At 67.0% G+C, this 20,868-nt stretch carries 23 protein-coding genes; 4 read left to right on the top strand and 19 right to left on the bottom strand.

Annotation, left to right across the window (positions count from 1 at the left end):
- Nucleotides 1–44 precede the first annotated feature (44 nt).
- The 4 genes from ACE3T8_RS04595 to ACE3T8_RS04580 all read left to right on the top strand — a co-directional run bounded on the left by ACE3T8_RS04595 (nt 45) and on the right by ACE3T8_RS04580 (nt 8,255).
- Nucleotides 45–5,384 carry a DNA repair ATPase gene (locus ACE3T8_RS04595; RefSeq protein ID WP_374607197.1) on the top strand — a complete coding sequence of 1,780 codons (5,340 nt, stop codon included), beginning with the start codon at nt 45–47 and terminating at the stop codon, nt 5,382–5,384.
- A complete protein-coding gene (locus tag ACE3T8_RS04590) occupies nt 5,381–6,070 on the top strand; it encodes a hypothetical protein (protein WP_374607195.1) in 690 nt (229 codons plus the stop codon). The genes ACE3T8_RS04595 and ACE3T8_RS04590 overlap by 4 nt, the downstream gene beginning before the upstream one ends.
- Nucleotides 6,067–7,179 carry a toxic anion resistance protein gene (locus ACE3T8_RS04585; RefSeq protein ID WP_374607193.1) on the top strand — a complete coding sequence of 371 codons (1,113 nt, stop codon included), beginning with the start codon at nt 6,067–6,069 and terminating at the stop codon, nt 7,177–7,179. Before ACE3T8_RS04590 ends, ACE3T8_RS04585 begins: the two co-directional genes overlap by 4 nt.
- Before the next feature lie 74 nt (nt 7,180–7,253).
- The gene (locus ACE3T8_RS04580) at nt 7,254–8,255 is read left to right on the top strand and encodes a polyprenyl synthetase family protein (RefSeq protein ID WP_374607192.1); all 1,002 of its coding nucleotides are present in this window, start codon (nt 7,254–7,256) and stop codon (nt 8,253–8,255) included.
- Between the two features lie 212 nt (nt 8,256–8,467).
- On the opposite strand, the gene ACE3T8_RS04575 is transcribed toward ACE3T8_RS04580, so the two are convergent.
- From ACE3T8_RS04575 to ACE3T8_RS04485, 19 genes are all read right to left on the bottom strand, one after another.
- The gene (locus tag ACE3T8_RS04575) at nt 8,468–9,268 is read right to left on the bottom strand and encodes a dienelactone hydrolase family protein (RefSeq protein ID WP_374607191.1); all 801 of its coding nucleotides are present in this window, start codon (nt 9,266–9,268) and stop codon (nt 8,468–8,470) included.
- Nucleotides 9,269–9,368: 100 nt separating this feature from the next.
- Entirely contained in the window at nt 9,369–10,766 is a 1,398-nt protein-coding gene (gene murD / locus ACE3T8_RS04570; RefSeq protein ID WP_374607189.1) for a UDP-N-acetylmuramoyl-L-alanine--D-glutamate ligase, read from the bottom strand.
- A 6-nt stretch (nt 10,767–10,772) separates the two neighbouring features.
- Nucleotides 10,773–12,215 carry a UDP-N-acetyl-alpha-D-muramoyl-L-alanyl-L-glutamate epimerase gene (gene murL / locus ACE3T8_RS04565; protein ID WP_374607187.1) on the bottom strand — a complete coding sequence of 481 codons (1,443 nt, stop codon included), beginning with the start codon at nt 12,213–12,215 and terminating at the stop codon, nt 10,773–10,775.
- Nucleotides 12,212–14,833, bottom strand: coding sequence for a bifunctional aspartate kinase/diaminopimelate decarboxylase (locus ACE3T8_RS04560; protein ID WP_374607185.1), 2,622 nt, complete (start codon nt 14,831–14,833; stop codon nt 12,212–12,214). The genes murL and ACE3T8_RS04560 overlap by 4 nt, the downstream gene beginning before the upstream one ends.
- A 171-nt stretch (nt 14,834–15,004) precedes the next feature.
- On the bottom strand, nt 15,005–15,229 hold the full coding sequence (locus ACE3T8_RS04555) for a hypothetical protein (RefSeq protein ID WP_374607184.1): 225 nt from the start codon (nt 15,227–15,229) through the stop codon (nt 15,005–15,007).
- Nucleotides 15,230–15,239: 10 nt separating this feature from the next.
- On the bottom strand, nt 15,240–15,587 hold the full coding sequence (locus tag ACE3T8_RS04550) for a Mor transcription activator family protein (RefSeq protein WP_374607183.1): 348 nt from the start codon (nt 15,585–15,587) through the stop codon (nt 15,240–15,242).
- On the bottom strand, nt 15,584–16,051 hold the full coding sequence (locus ACE3T8_RS04545) for a phage protein GemA/Gp16 family protein (RefSeq protein WP_374607182.1): 468 nt from the start codon (nt 16,049–16,051) through the stop codon (nt 15,584–15,586). The genes ACE3T8_RS04550 and ACE3T8_RS04545 overlap by 4 nt, the downstream gene beginning before the upstream one ends.
- Nucleotides 16,048–16,461: an ASCH domain-containing protein gene (locus ACE3T8_RS04540; protein WP_374607181.1), complete on the bottom strand. Its 414-nt coding sequence runs from the start codon at nt 16,459–16,461 to the stop codon at nt 16,048–16,050. Before ACE3T8_RS04540 ends, ACE3T8_RS04545 begins: the two co-directional genes overlap by 4 nt.
- Complete coding sequence (locus tag ACE3T8_RS04535; RefSeq protein ID WP_374607179.1) at nt 16,458–16,796, bottom strand: hypothetical protein; 339 nt, start codon at nt 16,794–16,796, stop codon at nt 16,458–16,460. The genes ACE3T8_RS04540 and ACE3T8_RS04535 overlap by 4 nt, the downstream gene beginning before the upstream one ends.
- Nucleotides 16,797–16,810: 14 nt before the next feature.
- Complete coding sequence (locus ACE3T8_RS04530) at nt 16,811–17,116, bottom strand: hypothetical protein (protein WP_374607177.1); 306 nt, start codon at nt 17,114–17,116, stop codon at nt 16,811–16,813.
- Complete coding sequence (locus ACE3T8_RS04525; RefSeq protein WP_374607175.1) at nt 17,113–18,018, bottom strand: recombination-associated protein RdgC; 906 nt, start codon at nt 18,016–18,018, stop codon at nt 17,113–17,115. Before ACE3T8_RS04525 ends, ACE3T8_RS04530 begins: the two co-directional genes overlap by 4 nt.
- A gap of 1 nt (nt 18,019) precedes the next feature.
- Complete coding sequence (locus ACE3T8_RS04520; RefSeq protein WP_374607174.1) at nt 18,020–18,268, bottom strand: hypothetical protein; 249 nt, start codon at nt 18,266–18,268, stop codon at nt 18,020–18,022.
- Nucleotides 18,265–18,492 carry a hypothetical protein gene (locus ACE3T8_RS04515; protein WP_374607173.1) on the bottom strand — a complete coding sequence of 76 codons (228 nt, stop codon included), beginning with the start codon at nt 18,490–18,492 and terminating at the stop codon, nt 18,265–18,267. Before ACE3T8_RS04515 ends, ACE3T8_RS04520 begins: the two co-directional genes overlap by 4 nt.
- Before the next feature lie 11 nt (nt 18,493–18,503).
- Complete coding sequence (locus tag ACE3T8_RS04510) at nt 18,504–18,761, bottom strand: hypothetical protein (RefSeq protein ID WP_374607171.1); 258 nt, start codon at nt 18,759–18,761, stop codon at nt 18,504–18,506.
- A complete protein-coding gene (locus ACE3T8_RS04505; protein WP_374607169.1) occupies nt 18,758–19,189 on the bottom strand; it encodes a hypothetical protein in 432 nt (143 codons plus the stop codon). Before ACE3T8_RS04505 ends, ACE3T8_RS04510 begins: the two co-directional genes overlap by 4 nt.
- A complete protein-coding gene (locus ACE3T8_RS04500; protein ID WP_374607168.1) occupies nt 19,177–19,458 on the bottom strand; it encodes a hypothetical protein in 282 nt (93 codons plus the stop codon). The genes ACE3T8_RS04505 and ACE3T8_RS04500 overlap by 13 nt, the downstream gene beginning before the upstream one ends.
- A complete protein-coding gene (locus ACE3T8_RS04495) occupies nt 19,458–20,081 on the bottom strand; it encodes a DUF3164 family protein (protein ID WP_374607166.1) in 624 nt (207 codons plus the stop codon). Before ACE3T8_RS04495 ends, ACE3T8_RS04500 begins: the two co-directional genes overlap by 1 nt.
- 3 nt (nt 20,082–20,084) lie before the next feature.
- Nucleotides 20,085–20,318 carry a hypothetical protein gene (locus ACE3T8_RS04490; protein ID WP_374607164.1) on the bottom strand — a complete coding sequence of 78 codons (234 nt, stop codon included), beginning with the start codon at nt 20,316–20,318 and terminating at the stop codon, nt 20,085–20,087.
- A gap of 45 nt (nt 20,319–20,363) precedes the next feature.
- Nucleotides 20,364–20,861: a hypothetical protein gene (locus ACE3T8_RS04485; RefSeq protein WP_374607162.1), complete on the bottom strand. Its 498-nt coding sequence runs from the start codon at nt 20,859–20,861 to the stop codon at nt 20,364–20,366.
- Nucleotides 20,862–20,868 lie beyond the last annotated feature (7 nt).

Below are 20,868 nucleotides of genomic sequence, written 5' to 3'. Positions count from 1 at the left end.
CGCATTGAAGCGCTGGCACACGACGCCATGGAAAGGATGCAGGGATGACGGACGGCACGGACAAGCAGGCGACGGGCGGCGACTCGCTGGTCGACCAGGCGGTCGCGCAGGGCGGCGCGTACGAAGTGCTGCGGCGCCGGCTGGGCGAGCAGGGCCAGAAACTGCAGGCGATCGCGCAAGGCATCAATGCGCAGCGCCTGCAGGAATTCGGCGACAGCAAGATGGAGCTGGTCGGCCGCTTGCGCATCCGCAGCGAGCACAACTGCGTGGGCCGCGACATCGTCCAGGTCGGCGACATGCTGCTGTTCGGCTTCAACGTCTTCATGGGCCTGAAGTCGACTACCAGCGTGTCCGACGTGTTCGGCCTGTACCGCCTGGTCGAGGTCGGCGATGGCTACGACGTCACCCCGGTCGACCACGCGGGCAGCTTCCTCGGCGATGCCGGCTTCATCCGCGACTTCACCGAACTCTATGCGTACTACAAGGACGCGCGGCTGCTGCAGCTGATCGTGCGCGACGGCAAGCTGCTGGCCGCGTTCCAGATCGGCCTCAACGCGAACGACGTGCGCGTGTTCCGCTGGTCGATCGCCAGCAGCGGGGAGGTCGGCTACATCGACGCGCGCGGCGAACGCGACATCGCGCTGCCGCCACCGTTCGACTTCGAATGGATCCGCGCCACCAAGTCGCTGGAAGTCAGCGGGCGCTTCCCGCACCTCAACATCCTCGACACCCTGTTCGTCGAGACCACCGGCGGCGACCTCACCCTCAAGGTCGAGAACAACACCGAGACCGGCGCCGGCATCTACAGCGAATCGGTCGAGGACGAAACGCAATCGCTCGACGATGCGCAGATCCATTTCGCCAGGGTCGGTGCGCTGATCCTGCTGAAGGTGCTGCCCTACCGCGAGACCACCTGGCGCGGGCTGGTCTACAACACATTGACCGGCAAGGCGGTGCGCCAGGACGCGATCGTCCAGGCCTGCATCCAGTTGCCGGAAGACCACGGCATCATTTTTCCCGGCGGCTATTACCTGCAGAACGGCGAGCACAAGGCCTTCGACGCCGCCGTGCAGGGCATGCAGTACAAGCGGATGATCCGCTCGCCGAACGGCGAGGACGTGCTCTATGTGTTCTACGAGCGCGACTCCGGCCTGTCCGCGCTGCTGGTCTACAACATGATCCAGCGCCGGCTGCAGCCGCCGGTGCTCGCGCACGGTTACGCACGCCTGCACGACGGCCGCATGGTGCTCTTCCACGCCGAGAGCGACGACCCGACCCGCGTCCACCAGATGCAGGTCTGGCAGACCCCGTTCGCCTCCGACGAATACGTGGCGGCCCGTCCGCCGGGCACCAGCTTCATGGGCCGGATCGGCAATGCCGAACTGGTGCGCGCAGTGTCCAACCTGCTCGACCTCGGCCGCGACATCGAGCGCGAGGATGTCTCCGCCGCGCGCTACGAACTGCTGGCGCACAACACACGGCGCCTGTTCGACATCCACCACTGGATCGACGACGCGCAATGCGGCGGCCTGTCCACCCTGCTCCATGAGATCGCCGCGACCGGCGAATCGGTGCTCGACGAATTCGCCAAGGTGCAGGACGTCCGGCGCCAGTCGGAAGCTGCGATGACCCGCGCGCGCGCGACCCAGCGCGCCCTGCTCGGTCGCCTGCAGCCCGACGGCTGGACCGGCATCCAGACCTTCGTCGATGCGCTGGCGGAGATCACCGCGCAGCGCGGCCACCTGCTGACGATTCGCGATTACCGCTACATCGATACCGCCGCGATCGACGCGATGGGTGTCGAGCTGCAGCAGGCCAGCGAGCGCGTGGGCGTGGCGACCGGCAACTTCCTGGCCGGCGACAAGGCCCTGCTGCCGCTGCAGCAGGCGTTGCAGGCGCTGGACGAACAGGCGCAGAAAGCGCAGACCGCCACCCAGCTCGGCGAGCAACTCGCCGGCATGCAGGCGATGTCGGCCGACCTCGACCGCCTGTCCGAGCTGATGGCCAGCCTGAAGGTCGACGACGCCACCCAGCGCACCCGCGTGGTCGATGCGATCTCCGCCCTGTACGCTAGGTTGAACCAGGCGCGCGCGCGCGCCGAGCAGAAGCGCAAGACCCTGGGCTCCGCCGAGGCGGTGGCGCAGTTCGGTGCGCAGTTCTCGCTGTTCGCACAGGCGGTCGCCAGCGCGCTGGACATGGCGACCACGCCGGAACGCGCTGACGAACAGCTCTCGCGGCTGATGGTGCAGCTGGAGGAACTGGAGGGCCAGTTCGGCGAGCACGAACAATTCCTCGGCGACATCCTCGGCAAGCGCGAGGAACTGCTGGAAACCTTCGAGACCCATCGCCAGGCGCTGATGGACGAGCGCCAGCGCAAGGCGCGGTCGGTGCTCGATGCCGCCAATCGCATCTTCGACGGTCTTGGCCGACGCACCGAGCGCTTCACCAATCCCGACGAGCTCAATGCGTTCTTTGCCGGCGATGCGCTGGTGATGAAGCTGCGCGAGCTGGCCGAGCGCCTGCGCACGCTGAAGGACTCGGTCAAGGCCGACGACATCGAATCGCGGATCAAGGCCGCGCGCGACCAGGCCGTGCGCGGGCTGCGCGACCGCAGCGACCTGTTCGAGGAAGGCGGCAACGTCATCAAGCTGGGCCCGCGCCACCGCTTCAGCGTCAACACCCAGCCACTCGACCTGACCCTGCTGCCGCGCGGCGAGGACATGGCCGTGCACCTCACCGGCACCGACTACATGGCGCCGCTGCACGACCCGGAACTCGCCGCGTTGCGTGCGTTCTGGCAGGTCACGCTTGAATCCGAATCACCGGACCTGTATCGCGGCGAATACCTGGCCGGGCAACTGCTCGATGCCGCGCTGGCCGGCCGTGACGGCCTCGATATCGACACCCTGGAACGCCTTGTTGGCGATCCCGACGCGTTGGCGACGCGCGTGCGCGAATTCGCCTCCGCGCGCTATCGTGACGGCTACGAGAAAGGCATCCACGACCACGATGCCGCGTTGATCCTGCGCGCGGTGGTGCCACTCTATCGCCCGGCGGGTCCGCTGGTGCATGCCGCCGATGCACGCGCATTGGCCGCCGCGTTCTGGCAGCACGCCCAAGCCACGCCTGAAACCGGCTGGCTGGAACGCATCCGCAATGCGAAGGCGGTGCGCAGCCACCTGCAGGACGCGACCGCGACGACCGCGTTGGCGAATGAACTCGCCGACGCCGTCGCACAGTTCCGCGCCGAACAGGCCTTGCCACTGGCAGATGGACTCCAGGCCGAAGCCGCCACGTTCCTGATCGCCGCGATCACCGTGGAATCCGACCAACTGCCGTTTACGCGCTACGCGGCGAACCTGCTCGATGCGCTGCGCGTGCAACTGGCCGCCAGCGGCAGCGAAGATTTGTTCAAGCAGGCGCTGGAACGCCTGCAGGATCGTCCGGGCGCGCAATGGTCGTTGCTGCTGCAGTGGCTGCAGGCACTGGTCGCACGTCCGGAACATGCGGCCCTCGCCGCCTACGCGCATGAAGCGGCGGCGCTGCACCTGCACGGCCCGAAGCTGCCGCACCGCATCGTTGACGTTCGCCTGATGGCGGATGCGAGCGGCCTGCTCGGGCAGCATGCGCGCATCGTCGACGGCACCTTGCACCTGGCCATCGACGACCTGCAATCGCGCCTGCGCCAGCACCAGGCGACCTTCCTCCCGGCATTCCGCCGCTACCAGGAGGTGCGCGCGCGCATCGTGCAGCGCGAGCGCGAGACGATGCGCCTGTCGGAATTCAAGGCGCGGCCACTGACCAGCTTCGTGCGCAACAAGCTGATCAACGACGTCTACCTGCGCGTGATCGGCGACAACCTCGCCAAGCAGATGGGCACGGTCGGGGAAGACAAGCGCAGCGACCTGATGGGCCTGCTGATGCTGATCTCCCCGCCCGGCTACGGCAAGACCACGCTGATGGAATACGTGGCGCACCGGCTGGGCCTGGTCTTCATGAAGATCAACGGGCCGTCGCTGGGCCACCAGGTGCGCTCACTGGACCCGGCGCAGGCGCCGGACGCGACCTCGCGCCAGGAATTGGAGAAGTTGAATCTCGCGCTGGAGATGGGCAACAACGTGATGCTGTATGTCGACGACATCCAGCACACCCATCCGGAATTCCTGCAGAAGTTCATCTCGCTGTGCGACGGCACCCGTCGCATCGAAGGCGTGTGGCGCGGCAACACCCGCACCTACGACCTGCGCGGACGCAAGTTCGCGGTGGTGATGGCCGGCAACCCGTACACCGAGTCCGGCGAGGCCTTCAAGATCCCGGACATGCTGGCCAACCGCGCCGACATCTACAACTTGGGCGACGTGCTCGGCGGCATGGAAGACACGTTCCTGCTCAGCTACATCGAGAACAGCCTTACCTCCAATGCGGTGCTCGCGCCGCTGGCCACGCGCGATCTCGCCGACCTCTACCTGCTGGTCGACAAGGCGCGCGGCCGCGAGGTCTCCACCAATGCACTGACGCATGCCTACAGCGGCGCCGAGATCAACGAGATCGTCGGTGTGCTGCAGAAGATGCTGCAGGTCCGCGAAGTGGTGTTCAAGGTCAACATGCAATACATCGCCAGCGCCGCGCAGGCGGACAAGTACCGCGTGGAACCACCGTTCAAGCTGCAGGGCAGCTACCGCAACATGAACAAGCTGGCGGAAAAGATCTCGCCGGTGATGAACGATGCCGAGCTCCGCCAGGTCATCGCCGACCATTACCTCGGCGAGTCGCAACTGCTCACCCAAGGTGCCGAGGAAAACCTGCTCAAGCTCGGCGAACTGCTTGACCGGATGACGCCGGACCAGCAGGCGCGCTGGGCGCAGATCAAGGCCGACTTCCTGCGCAACAAGGCGATGGGCGCGGACGATGCCGATGTCGGCGGGCGCATGGTCGCGCAGCTGGCCGACATCGCCGGTGGCCTGCAGGGCCTGCGCGATGAACCCGCGCCCGTCTCACCACAACCGCCGCCCTGGAGCGAGTTGCTGGACGCACTGGCGCGCATCGCCACGCCGACGGCCAGCACTGCCGCAGTTGCAGCGTCCGCGCCACCCGTCGGCGACCTGCTGCGCAGCGCCCACCAGCCGCTGCTCGACGGCCTGGAGCGCACCCTGGCGCGGCAGGACCACCTGCATTCGGCGCTGCTGGAACTGGTCGAGGCGCTGAAGGCCGGCGGCATGCCGAACGCGGCGCCGCGCGATGCGGCTGAGCGGGTCATGCCGCGCATCCGCACGCCAGAGGAACGTGCGTTCGAGAGGACCATCAGCGCGCTGAAGTTCAAGGCGGCCGAGGACGCGAGGAAAGCGGACGGGGCGAAGCCGCCTGGCGAAACCGACGGGTCATGAGCGCGCTGGAGACTCCACGCGACGACGCCAGCCTGCTCGATGCCGCGCGCCGCGCACAGGCTGAGGCGGCTTCGTTGCAGTCGCCCGCGCACGACATCCAGGCGACCCTGCGCGACCTGCGCACCGTGCTGTTGTCGACCGATGCGGGTGCCTTGCGGAAAAGCGTGGGTTTCTTCGGCCGCCTGCTCGGCCGGGACATCGAACTGCAGGCGCAGTCCACCGCCCTGCGCGAGCAACTCGCGCTGCTGGTGTTGCAGGCGCGCCAGCGTGGCGAGGCACTCGAACGCCACAACCACACGCTTGCTTCGTTGCGCGATCGCCTGTCCGGGCTGGCCGCTGGATTCGATGCGGCCATCGCCGGCCTTGCTTCCACCACATCGGATCCATCCACCCATCACACGCGCCTGCGCCTGCTCGAATCCAGCCGCCTCGGCTGCACGCTCACTGCCACCCAGCTCGGCGTGCTGGTGCAGAATGGGCAGGCACTGTCGGCCCGTTATCAGCACATGCTGCCGCAGGTCGAAGGCCTGCTGGTCCAGCATCGCGCTGCATTGGCAGGACGGGACGATGCAGCACGGATGCGCGATGCCGCCACGCTGGTGGCATCGATCGAATCCGGCATCACCGGCCTCACGCAATCGCCAACCGCAACCCCAACGCACGCAGCCGCCCAGGAGTCGCCATGACCACGCACAACCCCGAATCCACGTCCCTGCTGCCGGCCGCGCTGGACGAGAAAGCGTTGCTCGACCTGGGCCTGACCAGCGCCGACATCGGCAAGATCCAGGAAACCTCGCGGGCGTTGCAGGACATCACGCCCGGCAACCTGCATGGCTACGGCCGCGAAGCGGCAGGCAAGACCAGCAGCTTCTCCACCCAGTTGCTCGACAAGGTGCGCAATGCGGACCTCGACAACTCCGGGGAGAAGCTCGGCGAAGTGGTGCGCATCGCGCGCAGCCTCAACCTGGACTCATTCGGCGAGCGCTCCAAGCTGCCGATCCTGGGCCCGCTGATCGACAAGCTGAAGGCCACGCGCGACGACCTGGTGCAGAAGTACAGCTCGACCAACAGCCAGATCGACCAGCTGATGCGCGACGTCGGCCAGACCCAGGCCACCCAGCAGCAGCGCGTGCGCGAATACGACCAGATGCACGGCATCGTGCTTGAGGAACGCCACGCACTGGGTATCCACGTGGCCGCCGGCCGGGTGCGCATCGCCGAACTGCAGCAGGACCTGTCCGCACTCGCCGGACAGGACGATCCGCAGAGCCGGATCCAGCGCGCCGAACTGGACACCGCGCTGCGCCTGCTCGACAAGCGCGTCTCAGACCTGCAGGTGCTGCAGCACGCCGCCGACCAGACCCTGCCGATGATCCGGCTGATCCAGGCCAACGCGATCCAGCTCATCGAGAAATTCAGCGCGGTTCGCGACATCACCATCCCGATGTGGCGAAACCAGTTCGCGATCCAGCTGTCGCTGGCCGACCAGCGCAACGCGGTCGACCTGGCCAACGCGATCGACGATGCCAGCAACGAACTGATGCGCAAGAACGCCGACCTGGTGCATGCCACGTCGGTGGGCACGGCCAAGGCCAACCAGCGCTCGGTGATCGACATCGAGACCCTGCGCCACGTCCACGACAAGCTGATCCAGACCGTCGAGGAAGTGCGCGAGATCCATCGCGAGGGCATGGCCAAGCGCCAGCAGATCGGCGGCGAACTGGCGCAGATGCGCGACGAGGTGCAGAAGCGCATGTCGCAGACCGCCTCGGAAGCCGCCCTGCTGCCGGGATAAGCCCGCCACGCGGCGACCGGGGCCGGCCACGGCGGCTGCGGCTTATAATTCGGCATCCGCTGAAGCGACCGCCCATGCACGACACCGCCGCGCAAACCCCACGTCGACTCGCCCTGCCCGCGATCCAGGCCCTGGCCGCCCCGGAGATGGCGGCGATGGATGCGTTGATCCGCCAGCGGCTGGCTTCGGACGTGGTGCTGATCAACCAGGTGGCCGAGTACATCATCGGCGCCGGCGGCAAGCGGCTGCGGCCGATGCTGCTGCTGCTCACGGCCGGCGCGCTCGGTCATCGCAGTACCGACGTCCACCAGCTGGCGGCGGTGGTGGAGTTCATCCACACCTCCACCCTGCTGCACGACGACGTGGTCGACGAGTCCGACCTGCGCCGCGGCCGCAAGACCGCGAATGCGGTGTGGGGCAATGCGGCCAGCGTGCTGGTCGGCGACTTCCTGTATTCGCGCAGCTTCCAGCTGATGGTGGAACTGGAACGCATGGACGTGCAGCAACTCCTGGCCAACACCACCAACACCATCGCCGAGGGCGAGGTGCTGCAACTGCTGCACGTGCGCAACCCCGACACCAATGAGGCCGCCTACCTGCGGGTGATCGAACGCAAGACCGCGGTGCTGTTCGCCGCTGCGACGCGACTGGGCGCGTTGTTGGCCGGTGCCGATGCCGCGACGTGCGATGCCATGCATCGCTACGGCATGGCGCTGGGCTACGCCTTCCAGATCGCCGACGACGTGCTCGACTACGCCTCCGACGCGGAAACGCTGGGCAAGAACCTGGGCGACGACCTGGCTGAAGGCAAGGCCACCGTGCCGCTCATCCACGCGATGCAGCACAGCGACGCCGCAACGCAAGCCGTGTTGCGCGCGGCGATCCAGCAGGGCGATACCGGCGCGCTGCCGCAGGTCATGGCCGCGATCCACGCCTGCGGCAGCCTGGACTACAGCCGCGACTGCGCGCTGCGGTATGCACGCGACGCGGAAGCCGCACTGTCCGGTTTGAGTGACAACGACCATGTCGCCGCCCTGCGCGGGCTGGCGCACTACTCGGTCAGCCGCGACCACTGAGTCGCGCAATTCCCCGGATGCGGCCTTCGGCCTTATCCGGGCTACAAAAGCCGCGGGTCATGCCGCCTTTCGTAGCCCGGGTAAGCAATTCCCCGGATGCGGCCTTCGGCCTTATCCGGGCTACAACAGCAAGCATTTCGTAGCCCGGGTAAGCTCAGCGCACCCGGGAACCATCAACGCACTATTTCCGACGACACGCTACTGGCCGGCGATCAATCCGCAGTGTCGAAACGCTCTTCGAAGAAGTCGTCCATCATCCGATAGGCGCGCTTGGCCGCGCGTTCGTCGTAAGCGCAATTGGTGGACGGATCGTTGCCGGCACTCGGCTCGGCGAAGCAATGCACCGCGCCGCTGAAGTCGACGAACTGCCAGTCCGCGCCGGCCCCGTCCATTTCCTGTTCGAACGCGAGGATGTCGGCGTCGCTCACCGCCTTGTCGTCGGCACCATTGAGCACGAGTACCGGTGCTTTCACTTCTGCGGCGGTCGCGGACTTGACGCCCGGTGCCAGCCCACCATGCAGGCTGACCACGCCGGCCAGCTCGCCTCCGGCGCGCGCGAGCTCCAGCACCGCGGAACCGCCGAAGCAGAAACCGAATGCCCCGATCCTGTCCGCATCCAGCGGCACCTTCGCCGCCTGGGCCTTGAGCGTGGCCAGCGCGCCCTGCATGCGTGCGCGCAGGCGCGTACGGTCGTCGCCGCGCAAGCTTCCCGCGAGTGCGCCGGCCTGCTTCGCATTCTTCGGCCGGTTGCCCTTGCCGTATACGTCGGCGATCAGGATCACGTAATCGTCTCCGGCAATGGCCTTCGCGCGTTCGACCGAGTCCTTGGTCACGCCCATCCAGTTCGGCACCATCACCAGGCCGGGGCGCTTGTCCTTCGAGGCATCGTCGTAGACCACGTAACCGCTGAAACGCTCCTTGCCGACCTTCCATTCGATCGGTTTCGCCTGCATGGCGGCTAGCGCGGGGGCAGTGGCGAGCAACAATCCGAGGACCAGCAGGGAACGGCGCATGGCGGCAACTCCGGGGGAAGTCCGCATACGCTAACCCGACCGGATTCAACATGCGTGAACTTCCTGGGGCCGATCCGCGAATCTTCGAACCCGGTCGCGCTCAGGCGATCCCCATCCCCGAGATCCCGGAAATCATCTCCGGATCGAAGCCGGCGAGTTCGGCGAAGTGGCGACCGCGCGCCACGTAGTCGCGGTACATGCCGAAACTCGGCGCGCCCGGCGACAACAGCAGCACCCCGTCGTCGGCCAGCGCACCACGCGCCTGCACCATCGCATCGGAAAGATCGCTGGCCGACGACAGCGCAAAATCCGCCTGCTTCGCAACCGGCTCCAGCAACGCGCGAATGCGCGGGCCGTTCTGCCCCATCGTCACGATCGTGCGCGGTGCCTGCGTGCGCATCGCCTCCGCGAAGTCGTCCCATGGCAGCCCACGGTCGTGCCCACCCACCAGCAACGCGACCGGGCGATCGCGGTACAACGCCAGCGCGGCCAGCGTGGCCATCGGCGTGGTGCTGATCGAATCGTTGACGTAGAGGATGCCGTCGCGCGTGCCGATCGGCTGCAGGCGATTGGGCAAAGGCTGGAACGTCGCCGCATGCGCTGCCAGCGCAGCCGCATCCAGGCCGAATGCTTCCAGCGCGGTGAGCACCGCGCACAGGTTGCTGCGGTTGTGCCAGCCCGGCAGCGGCAGCGATGTGGTGTCCATCACCAAGGCATCGGCGCGATACAGCGCGTCATCGCGCAAATGCCAGCCGCGCGCATCGCCGTACCAGTGGATTTCCGAATCAGGCAACGACAGTGCGGCCAGGCGACGATCGGCGGCATTGAGCACGGCGATGTGCGGGCGCGCTTCGGTCACCAGCGCCAGCTTGTCGGCGATGTAGCGCGCCTCGCTGCCGTGCCAGTCCAGGTGCTCGGGATGCAGGTTGGTGACGATGGCGATGCGCGGGCGCGCACCGGACGCAGCCACGTCCCGGGTCTGGTAGCTGGACAACTCGATGGCCCAAGCGTCGGCCCGGTCATCCAGCAGTTCCAGCAACGGCAGGCCGATGTTGCCGGCCAGCGCCGTGCGCAGGCCGCCGGCGCGCAGCAGGTGCGCCAGCAGCGATGACGTGGTGCTCTTGCCCTTGGTGCCTGTGACGCAAATGGCGTTGGCGATATCGCCGTGGGCATCGGCGCGCTCGCCGAACCACAACGCGGTGCCGCCGATGAAGCGCGTGCCGTGCGACGCGGCCTCCAGCGCGTCCGGCGTGTTCGGGCTGATGCCGGGCGACTTCACCACCATGTGGAACGTACCGAGGCGTTCGCCGGTCGCTGCGTGTTCGATGACGAGCAATGGATCGTTCGATGCCACTGCATCGGCGGCTTCGGCTTCGCTGCAGAACAGGGCCAGCGATTGACCAGGCAGCCGGGCGCGCAACGCGGTGTAAGCCGCGCGACCCTCGCGCCCCCAGCCCCACAGGGCGACCCGCTTGCCGGCGAGGTCGGCGATCTTCATGCGCGCTCAGGCGGCGAAGCGCGCACGCAACCGCTCCCACAACGCCGCGGGAATCCGCTGTTCCTCGTCCAGCACCAGCAGCGGCTCGATGCGCAGGTCTTCGGCCTGCAGCTGCGGCGCGATTTCGTTGGCGAAACGGGCAACCAATGCGTCTTCCCGCCACTCGGGGCGCTGCGCGAGCGCAGCCATCGCCGCGCGCGACTCGCGGCCTTCGCCGACGCATTCGAATGGCTTGTGGTCCTGGTATTCCAGCAGCGCATCGAAGCCGCCGGTCTGCGCCGGATCATCCAGCAGGTTGCGGCCGACGATGCCGACCAGGCGCAACTTCGGCACGAACGGCGCCAGCGCGAGGAACACGAAATGGCACTTCGGGCAGACCCCGCACCAGCGGCTGGTGGGCCGTTCGCCGAGGATGTGGAAGTTGCGATTGCAGCTGGAGAAATGCGCGTCGTAACGGTCGGTCTTCGCGAACTGACGGGCCACCGCGAGCTCGCTGAGCGGGCGCAGCAGCGAGTAGTACTGCAGGTCTGCTGCCACATGCGATTGCAGGTGGTCGCCGAATGCGGATTCGAACGCCCAGCCCTTCGACCACTGGTGGTTGACTTCACTGGTGGCGGTGCCGTCCTCGGACACGATCAGCGAGCCGTAGCTGGCCGAGCGTTCGTTGGAGAACACCACCTGGTCCACGCCGATCACGATGGCGGCGAAGGCCATGATCGCGGAGTTCACCGCGGTCACCGGGATATGCCCGTTCCACGCGCCCTGGCGATTGAAGTCGAACAACTGCGTGGCCAACTGGCGGCCGATGTTGAGCGTCGGCAACCCGGTGTGCGCCGCGCAGGCCGCGATCAACTGCGAACCGCCGATCCAGGTGACGGTCTGCGCCACCCCTTCGGCACGCAGCGCCTCGATGCTGACCAGCGAATCCTTGCCGCCACCGATCGCGACCAGCGCGTGTACGCGCAGGCCAAGCGGCTTTGCCGCCGCTTCTGTAGCCCGGATAAGGCCAACGGCCGCATCCGGGGTTCCGGCAACCTGATTCCCCGGGTGCGCTTCGCTTACCCGGGCTACAGGGAACTTGATCCGCCCCTGCAGGCTCAACCCATTGCGATACGCAAACTCGCCCAGCCCGTTGAGGTACACCGTTTCCAGCAACGCCGCGGTCGCGGCATCGATGTCGTAACCGTCGATGCGGATTTCTTGCGGGATCGCCGCTTTGTAGTAGCTCACGCCCGCGATCAAGTGCAGCAATTGCAATGCGCGTGTCGCCGCGGCCGCCTGTGCATCGTCCAGTGCGAACGGCGCACCCGGCAACGTCACCGTCTCGACCAGCTCCGGGCCGTCGTCGAAGGCGTAGACCAGCCGCGCCACGCCGGTGGCGGCATCGAAGCCGCATCGCACGAAGCGGAACGCGCGGATCGCGTCGCGATCGAACACCCAGTCAGTCATTCAGACACACCTTCATCGAGCAGGTCCTCTGCGGGCAGCGCGCGCAGGTTGTAGGTATTGGCCATGCTGAAACCGTAGGCGCCGGCATCGGCGATCACCATCGCATCGCCCGGCGCGGTTGCGGCCGGCAGCTTCACCCGGTTGCCGAAGATATCGCTGGATTCGCAGATCGGGCCGACCACGTCGAAGTCGGTATCGAAGTCCTGGTCCAGCCGCGCCAGGTTCACGATGTCGTGCCAGGCGTCGTAAAGCGCCGGGCGAATCAGTACGTTCATGCCGGCATCCAGGCCAACGCGACGCACGCCGTCCTTCTCGACCACCTGGGTGGCGCGCGTCAGCACCACGCCGGATTCCGCGACCAGGAAACGACCCGGCTCGATCGCCAACCGGAACGCCGGATGCACCGCCTTGATCTGCGCGAGTCCCTCGGCCCAGGCATCGAGGTCGAACGGTTCGTCGTCGGCGCTGTAGGCGATCGGCAGGCCACCGCCGATGTCCAGCACCTCGATGCTGCCGATGCGCCGGGCGAAGCCGGCCAACTCATCGACCACCAGTTTCCAGTGCGCGGTGGTTTCGATGCCGCTGCCCAGGTGCGCATGCAGGCCGGTGATGCGCACGCCAAGCGAGCGCGCGACATCGATGAATTCCTCGACGCGCTGGGTCGACACGCCGAACTTCGCCTCCTTGCCGCCGGTGTTGACCTTGGCATGGTGGCCATCGCCGTGGCCCAGGTCGATGCGCAACCACAGCGTGCGGCCGCGGAAGATCTCCGGCCACTGGCGCAGCAGTTCCACGTTGTCGACGGTGACATTGACGCCCAGCGAAAACGCCGCCTCGTACTCGCTGATCGGCGCAAAATTCGGAGTGAACAACACGCGTGCAGGATCGAACCCGGGCACCGCCGCGAACACCCGTTGCAACTCGCCCAGCGACACGCACTCCAGGCCGAAACCTTCCTCCGCCAGCGTGCGCAGGATCCCGGGATGCGAGTTCGCCTTGATCGCGTAGTAGCGCTGGTCGACCGCGGCGATCGCCTTCAACTGGCGCGCCCGTTCGCGCACCGTCGGCAGGTGGTAGACGTAGCGCGGGGTGCCGGCTTCGGCCAGTTCGAGCAAGCGCTGGCGCTCGCGCGGCGAATGCCACCAAGGCGTGGGGCGCGGGCGAACGGCACCGTTGATTTCGCGCCAGCGCGGGCCGAAGACGTCGGCCTCGTAGACCGGCATCGCGCCACTGTCGATCAGCGCAGCATGCAGCTTGGGCAGCATGCCGTCGGCAGCGGCTTCATCGACCACGAAGGTCAGGTTCAAGTCGTTCGACGATTGCGAGATCAGGTGCACGCGTTCTCGTCCGAACATCGCCCAGACCTCGGACAGCTTGTGCAGCAGCGAGCGCATGCCGCGGCCGACCAGGGTGATCGCCGCGCAGGGCACGATGACCTTGACCTTGCACACCTTCGACAGGTCGGCCGACAACGCCGAGAGCACGTCGGTGCTGACCAGGTTCTCGGACGGATCCAGCGACACCGTGACGTTGGTCTCCGCGGAACCGATCAGGTCGACCGACAGGCCGTGCTTCTTGAACAGGCCGAACACGTCGGCCAGGAAGCCGACCTGCTGCCACATGCCGATGCCTTCCATCGATACCAGCACGATGCCGTTGCGCCGGCTGATCGCCTTGACCCCGGCCACCGCCGCCGCGCTGCCGTCGATGCGCGTGCCCGGCAGGTGCGGGCGGCCGGTATCGAGGATGCACAGCGGCACGCCGCCGTCGCGGCAGGGCTTGATCGAACGCGGATGCAGCACCTTGGCGCCGGTGGTGGCGATTTCCTGCGCCTCGTAATAATCGAGGCGGGTCAGCAGCCGCGCGTCGGGCACCTCGCGCGGATTGGCGCTGAACATGCCGGGCACGTCGGTCCAGATCTCGACGCGCCGCGCGCCGAGCAAGGCACCGAAATACGACGCCGACGTATCCGAGCCACCACGCCCGAGGATCGCGGTGCCGCCGTCCTGGTGGCGCGAGATGAAACCCTGGGTCAGCAACAGCCGCGCGGGCTGGGCGGTGAAGCGTTCGCGCCATGCGGCGTCGGCCTGCCATTGGCAGTTCACCGACAGCCGCTGCGACCAGTCGGTCTGGTTGGGCTGCGGCGGCAGCGCGTCCAGCCAGTCGCGCGCATCGCACCAGCCGAAGTCCAGGCCCTGTTCGCGCAGGTAGGCCGCACCGAGCGTGGACGAGAGCAACTCGCCCTGCCCCAGCACCTCGGCCTGCCAGTCCAGCGTGCGGGTGGCCGAACGCGGATCATCGCGAAGGGCTTCCAGCGCACGCAGGCGTTCGCCGAGCGCGGCATCGGCATCGATCCCGAGTTCGTCCGCGCAGAACGCGCGATGGCGTTCGATCAGCGCCGCGACACGGCCCGACACATCGTCGCCGTTGGCGATCGCGGTCAGCTCGTTGGTGACGCCAGACAGCGCCGACACCACCACCAGCACGCGGGCGTGTTCGTTAGCCGCGCGCTCCGCCGCCAACCGCCCGATGGTGTCCCAGCGCTCGCGTTTCGACACCGACGTGCCACCGAACTTCAGCACCAGCCAGTGATCGTTGGACGCGGGAGGAATGGACATGGGCCTTGGGGGGATGTGAGAGAGGGGATGAAGGAGGGAAGACCCGCGCCACGTGGGTGGTTGTCTGTGATTGAGATATTCAGGGGCTTTCACTGAGATATCTTGCCGGAAGAACCCGGAAGAAGTCGGAAGTCGGCGGCTCTCAGTGCAATGAAGTTGCGGCTGGTGCAATCAAACCCAGCCTGCCTGCAGCTCGACCTCGTTGAACCTCACGCCACCCTTTTCGATCGCGGCCAGGAACTCGGCCTCGGTGGCCTTGGTCTGTGGGGAGACCAGCCGGAACAACTCTTTTGCGTAGTCGATCCCGACCCTCGCCTTACGCGGCGGATATCCGTGCTGGGCCTTCATCTGGTTGATGGCGGCCTGCCATGCCTCGTTCGAGCTGACCAGTTCCATAGCGCCCTCCTCAGGCCTCGAACAGCTTACCCTGATCGAGGTGGCGATCGCGGGCGTGGGCGCGCTTCAGCAGGCGCGCAAAGCCCTGCCGGGACATGTTGAAGTTGCGGCGCACCTGGTCCTTCGGTGTGCCCTCCCGGATCTGGCGGAGCGCCTCGGCCTCGCGCTTGCTCAGCTTGTAGCTGGCGTCCTGCGGCACGTAGATCTCCTGCGACGCCCACTCGGCCGCAATGCCATCCGCCACGGCGGCGCCGCACTGTTCGCACAGCGCGGCGTCGATGCCGTTCTCTTCCAGCAGGCGCTGGACTACCTCGTCGACCGAGGCGAAGAACTCGTGGCGGTTGGCGTAGCGGCTCACTCGGTGGCGGCCCTCCGGGCGCGTCGGTCGGCGTCGATCTGGAGCGCGGCGATCACCTTGGCGAGCTGGTCCTGGTTGCACCACTCGACGCGGGCGACGCCTTTGCAAAGCTTTTTCGTCAGGCCGTGGGCGTAGGCCCATTCCCGGCCCGCATCGGCCAGCAGCGCCTCGATCTTGGCCAGCTGCGGCGACAGGTCGCCCTTCGGCTTGCCGGCCCACTTTTGCGCATTCTGCGCGGCGTGAGCTGGCTTCCCGCTGATCCGCCGCAGCTCGTTGGCAACGGCGTTCAGTTGGGCCGGCGTGCAGGTGGCGCACGAGGTCTGCTCGGCGCCGTGCTCGGCGCTCACGCGCGCGATCAGGCTGCGATAAGTCTCCTCGTCCAAGCCGAGCTGCTTGGCCGCGATGTGGATGGCGCCCAGGACGCGCTTGCGGGTCTTGGCGGCGTTGGTGGCGGCGCGGGTCATGGTCCGTGCCTCGAAAGGTATGGCCCCATCAGGCAAGGCATCTGGTGCCTGGCCAGTGCCGGCGTGAAGAAATTCAGCATCCCGCGGCATGGGGTGAACGGCAGCGGAGACGCATCGGCGATGACGAAACCGAACTCACCCACGAACCACGGGCTCGTGTGGTCATCCACGCAATCAACGATGCGGGCTTGCCCAACAAGGCCGCCAAGGTCGAACGACTCCGGCAATGGGATGTGCGGGAAGGCAGCTCGGACGCGCGCCAGATCCTCGCGTTGTTCAGTACCCCAGCGCTTTCCGGCATGCACCAGGAACTGGCCGCGAAAATGCGTCCGCCAGCAGCGGTTCTCGATGTCCTTGTGGCCGTTTGCGATCAGCCACGCCCAAGGCTGCAGGATGCTGAGCGCCTTCATGGCGCGGTCTCCAGCGCGATGCGCTCGCCGCTGCGGCTGTGCCATTCGTTGCAGACGCCGGCCGGCTTCACCAGGAAGTTGCCGAAGGTGCAGCGGTCGACCATCGGGTTGCGGGTGGGGTGCGGACGCAGCCGGACCATGACCTTGCGGGTCTTCTTGCCGTGGCGGCTGTCCAGCGTGCGCTCGACCAGCCGGACCAGCGGCTCGTGCTTGAAATAGACGCAGGTGGCGCACCGCGGCGCGGCAGGATCGTAGTCCTGCGCGGCCATCGCGCGCTGCACGCGCTCGGTGCCTTCCTCGGCCTTCATCTGCTCGGTGACGCTAGGCGCTTTCATGGCTGTCCGATCCATCACGATGCCCCGGCTGCAAACTGGCAATTCGAGTGCATCCGCACGAGTGCCCCTGGCCGCTCTTCGGGCCTCAGGCTCAGCGCCATTGCGATGCCATCGCAGAAGCAATCTGCGACGTCCGCCGATGGGTGGGATTGCACCAGGCGCGTCGCGGCCTCCAATGCCCGCAGCGGTTCGTCGACGAGGTACGCACGCAGGATGGAAGCGGCCGCGACGCCTTGGGCAAAGGTCAGGTGACGAATCGGCTTCCACTCGCCTTCGAGCATGCTGGCGAGGCTGTCGCTGTGCGCTTTATCGACCATCACGCGTCCGCCCTGCTGATCTTGAACGCCGCTTCCAGCACGTCGAACAGCCGGCCGAATTCGCCGGCCATCAGCGCGAAGCGGGCGTCCAGCTCGGCGGCGATGTCGCTGCGCTCGGTGCTTTCCAGCCGGTCGATCGCGCCGTCCAGCAGCTTGAACTTGCGCACGATCAGGCGCTCGTCGATGTCGAAGGCCACGCTGTCGTGCAGCACCAGCGACAGGCAGGTGATCTGGCGGCCGGTTTCCAGGTGTTTCTCGATCTCGTCGCTGCCCAGGTCGACGCGGTAGACCTTCACCTTCGCGCCGGTGTCGGTGGGGTCTTGGAGCGTGCAGTCCTCGGCCAGTTCCAGGCCTTGCGGGCGCGCTTCGCCGGCAACCCAGCCGGTCAGGATGGCGCGCGGCGCGACCTCGGCATTGAGCGCCAGTGCGGGGAAGCTGCCCAAGGCGCGGCGGATCTCGCTCACCACCATCTCCGCGGTGCGTCGGCTGCTGGTGTCCACGGCGATCACGTTGTGGTGCGTGTCCAGTAGCGCATCCACGCGGGTGGCGCGCACGTGCGAACGCGGCAGCAACTCACTGATCAGGTCATCCTTCAAGCGCCTGCGCGCGCGGCCGCCAGGCATGCGGCCCTCGCGCTCCTTGATGGCCTGCAGACGGTCATCCAGCGCCTTGTTGACCACGGCTGCCGGCAACAGTCGTTCCTCCATGCCCACGGTCAGCCAGATGGCTTGCCCGCACCAGTGCGACATCGCATCGCCGTGGTGGCCGAACGGCGGCACGAAGCCGACGCTGTGCAGCTCCAGCGGCCCGACGGATTTGAGCGCGCATTCGCTCAGGCATGCGTCCAGGTCGGTGAGGTCCATCGTTGACGGGAAGCGGAACATGGTCAGGGCGCGGAAGAACATGTCAGCGGCGCTCCACTGTCATCGCCTCGAACACATCGGCCGCCAGGAAGCCGCACAGCACGAGAAGCACGATGTCGATCAACCCGATGAACTGGAGCCCCATCATCGAAGAGGCAATCAGGCCACCGAGCGCGCCGAATGCGACCAGGCGTGGTGCGTTCGAGCCATCGACTGCCATCTTGAGAATCCCGCCCGCCATGCCAAGCAGGATGCTGAGCAGGACGAACGCGAGCACTTCACCGGCATTCACGGCCGCACCTCGCGCGATTGCAGGTCCATATCGCGGAGGTTCTCGCTGGGAATCCACTTGCCGTCAGCGCGCTGCACGCGGCACCCGGCGATTGGCCCCCACTTGCTGCGCATGCCGCTGTCTTCCCACCGCGCCCAGCAGCCGGCGCTGCTGGTGATCACGGAGATCGCAACAAGGATCAGGAAAATGACGGTGTAGACCGCGAGCGCGATCAGTCGTTGCACGTCTTTCTCTTTCACGGCCGCACCTCGAACCGAATCAGATTCGGGCGGTTGAGATCGCGCACCACGCGAAAGCCGATCGTGGCTTCGCCGCGCTCTTCCAGCCAGCGGAAGGCCGCGATCACGTCGTCCAGGTTGAGGTTGGCGACGGCTTCCATGTCGTACCACTCGGTGCCGTCCTCGACGGCGACCGGGCAGCAGAACTCGATGGTGCGGCGGGCTTGATCGTCGCTCACGCCGGGCGGCTTGCCGTACAGCTCGGACAGGGTCATGGCTTGGCCTCGAAGCGCACCAGGTGCGGTTGGTCGGGGTGGCGGATGAAGCGCGACGGGAAGGCATCCGGTTCGCGCAGCTCGATGTACTGCACTGCGCGATCGATGCGCTGCTTGCACTCCGCGATTTCCTCTGTGGTCCAGAAGCCACCCATGTCCGGTTCCGCCAGTGCCGGCCGGTTGATGTCGAACCAGTAGTAGCCGTCGACCTTGATCGACACCGCGTTGTTGGCGATCACGTCGGAGACCACATCGCAGGCGATCACCGTCGCCAGATTGAGCGTGCGCATGCTGCGCTCGCGGTTGGCCGCGTTGACCGGATGCATGCCGAAGTTGGGGCCGGTGAAGCGCGCTTCGCAGTCGGCGATGGTGCCGGCATCGCAGTCCGGCTCACGCGGATGGCCCGCGCTCGGGGTTATTGCGTGCACGGCATCACCTCCACGATCCGGAACACCATCTGCCCATCGCGCGGGCCGATGTAGACCACGTCGGCGTGCTTGCTGTAGCCCAGCAGCCCGGCCAGCCGGCGCACCGCCCAGGACGACGAATGCCCGCTGGCGACCTTCTTGCGCGCAGAGGCGTGGAAGCCGTCGGCATCATTGGTCACCAACACTTCCAGCGTGCCCGGCAACGCCTCTTGCTTGCGGTTGCCGGCGGCGCCCTTCGCCGGGTACGCGCGGGGTTTGACGGCGGCCATCACGCACCCGCCACGTCGAGGTTGAGCAGCTGGTACTTGTCGCTGTTGCCCACGCGCTCGTACACGCGCAGGTAAGGCGTGGTGCCGATGACCTGGACCGCGTCGCTGATGGCATCCATCGCGCGCTTCCAGCGCGGATCGTCGATCTTGTGGCGGCGCAGGCTCAGGATCTTGCCGACGTTGATGTTGCCGGCCTTGTCCACGTCGAAGGCGTCCTGCACGATCACGCGCAGCTCGCCCGGCCCCTTGTCGGTCCAGTCGTTGAGGCACTCGTCGATCAGCACCTTGGCGGCCTGCAGACGCTCGTCGAAGGTGATGCGGTCGGCGATGGCGCGCAGCACCTTGTAGCGGCCGTCGAAACTGACCAGCTGCACGTTGCCCTTCTTGCCGCCCATGTTCACGCCGTACTGCTCGGCGCTGAGCGAGACCAGGGCTTCGATGTCGTCGAAGGCGCTGCGCTTGAACGTCTGCAGCTGGGTGGCGAGCGTGCTGGCGCGTCCGACGATGTCCAGCACCAGCTGGTCGCGTGCCAGGTCGATGGGCTTGATCTGCTCTTCAGGGATCAGGTGGCCGCGGGCGTCCTGGCGGTAGCCGGCGGGGATTTCATGGGTGGTGTGCTGCATGGTCTAACTCCTGCTGGTCGTGTGCGCCGTACCGATTGCCGCCGGTGCGGTGAAAGGGGTCTCGGAATGCGGTGTGAGAAACGGCGGAATGCCGTGCACGAACATCGGCGAGGCGGCCAGCTGGTAGTCGCGCAGCCAGAGGCGCGCGGAGCATTCGCTCAGGTCCAGCAGGCCGCTGACTTGCTTGACGGTCAGCAGGTGCGGCGCGACGTTCTGCGCCCACAGCGCGAAGCGCATGGCGCGCAAGCGGTCCTGACGTGGCCGTCCGTTCCGGCGCATGGACTACTCCAATCGCCCGAACATTTGGTGGAACTGCGAATTCAGGCCATCGACGATCGCGCCGCCAATGCACGGCAGCAGTTCGCCGTCGTTGTCCAGGCCGCGCACGGCGCAACGCAGGCCGATGTGTGGCGCAAGCGGGCCGTTGCCGAACGCTGGGCCGGCATAGGTGCCGGATGGCGGCAGAAGCGGCCGTTCCTGCGCCTGCACGGGCTCACGCGTGCGCGGTGCGAACGGGGTGCGCGGTTCGTAGCCATTGGCCGGGCGCGACCACTCGGGCCGCTGCCAGTCGGTGTTGAGGCGGAAGATGTAATTGCCGTGCGTGCCCGTGCGTTCCAGCAGGCCAGCGTTCATGCCGGCATCGATCAGGTTGTTGGCCGCGTTCACCGACGACACGCCGATGTCCTCTTCCAGCAATCGGTTCTGCAGGCCCTTGGTGGTCCAGCTGGACAGCATCCCGTAGGCCTTGCGTAACTTGGCCTCGCCGGGGTGCGACAGCATGCGGTTG

Source organism: Thermomonas sp., assembly GCF_041919455.1.
In the GTDB taxonomy this organism is placed as follows: Bacteria; Pseudomonadota; Gammaproteobacteria; order Xanthomonadales; family Xanthomonadaceae; genus Thermomonas.
Note: the sequence above shows the minus strand (reverse complement) of the source record. Positions and strands in the feature narration are given on the sequence as shown.

Excerpts from the sequence above, each read along its gene's own strand:
- murD (WP_374607189.1), bottom strand. The coding sequence starts at position 10,766 with ATGAAGATCGCCGACCTCGCCGGCAAGCGGGTCGCCCTGTGGGGCTGG.
- ACE3T8_RS04510 (WP_374607171.1), bottom strand. The coding sequence starts at position 18,761 with ATGACCCTGTCCGAGCTGTACGGCAAGCCGCCCGGCGTGAGCGACGAT.
- ACE3T8_RS04555 (WP_374607184.1), bottom strand. The coding sequence starts at position 15,229 with ATGGAACTGGTCAGCTCGAACGAGGCATGGCAGGCCGCCATCAACCAG.
- ACE3T8_RS04540 (WP_374607181.1), bottom strand. The coding sequence starts at position 16,461 with ATGAAGGCGCTCAGCATCCTGCAGCCTTGGGCGTGGCTGATCGCAAAC.
- ACE3T8_RS04590 (WP_374607195.1), top strand. The coding sequence starts at position 5,381 with ATGAGCGCGCTGGAGACTCCACGCGACGACGCCAGCCTGCTCGATGCC.
- ACE3T8_RS04495 (WP_374607166.1), bottom strand. The coding sequence starts at position 20,081 with ATGCAGCACACCACCCATGAAATCCCCGCCGGCTACCGCCAGGACGCC.
- ACE3T8_RS04490 (WP_374607164.1), bottom strand. The coding sequence starts at position 20,318 with ATGCGCTTCGCGCTGTGGGCGCAGAACGTCGCGCCGCACCTGCTGACC.
- ACE3T8_RS04580 (WP_374607192.1), top strand. The coding sequence starts at position 7,254 with ATGCACGACACCGCCGCGCAAACCCCACGTCGACTCGCCCTGCCCGCG.
- murL (WP_374607187.1), bottom strand. The coding sequence starts at position 12,215 with ATGACTGACTGGGTGTTCGATCGCGACGCGATCCGCGCGTTCCGCTTC.
- ACE3T8_RS04525 (WP_374607175.1), bottom strand. The coding sequence starts at position 18,018 with ATGTTCTTCCGCGCCCTGACCATGTTCCGCTTCCCGTCAACGATGGAC.
- ACE3T8_RS04560 (WP_374607185.1), bottom strand. The coding sequence starts at position 14,833 with ATGTCCATTCCTCCCGCGTCCAACGATCACTGGCTGGTGCTGAAGTTC.
- ACE3T8_RS04500 (WP_374607168.1), bottom strand. The coding sequence starts at position 19,458 with ATGGCCGCCGTCAAACCCCGCGCGTACCCGGCGAAGGGCGCCGCCGGC.
- ACE3T8_RS04585 (WP_374607193.1), top strand. The coding sequence starts at position 6,067 with ATGACCACGCACAACCCCGAATCCACGTCCCTGCTGCCGGCCGCGCTG.
- ACE3T8_RS04575 (WP_374607191.1), bottom strand. The coding sequence starts at position 9,268 with ATGCGCCGTTCCCTGCTGGTCCTCGGATTGTTGCTCGCCACTGCCCCC.
- ACE3T8_RS04535 (WP_374607179.1), bottom strand. The coding sequence starts at position 16,796 with ATGAAAGCGCCTAGCGTCACCGAGCAGATGAAGGCCGAGGAAGGCACC.
- ACE3T8_RS04485 (WP_374607162.1), bottom strand. The coding sequence starts at position 20,861 with ATGCTGTCGCACCCCGGCGAGGCCAAGTTACGCAAGGCCTACGGGATG.
- ACE3T8_RS04545 (WP_374607182.1), bottom strand. The coding sequence starts at position 16,051 with ATGACCCGCGCCGCCACCAACGCCGCCAAGACCCGCAAGCGCGTCCTG.
- ACE3T8_RS04595 (WP_374607197.1), top strand. The coding sequence starts at position 45 with ATGACGGACGGCACGGACAAGCAGGCGACGGGCGGCGACTCGCTGGTC.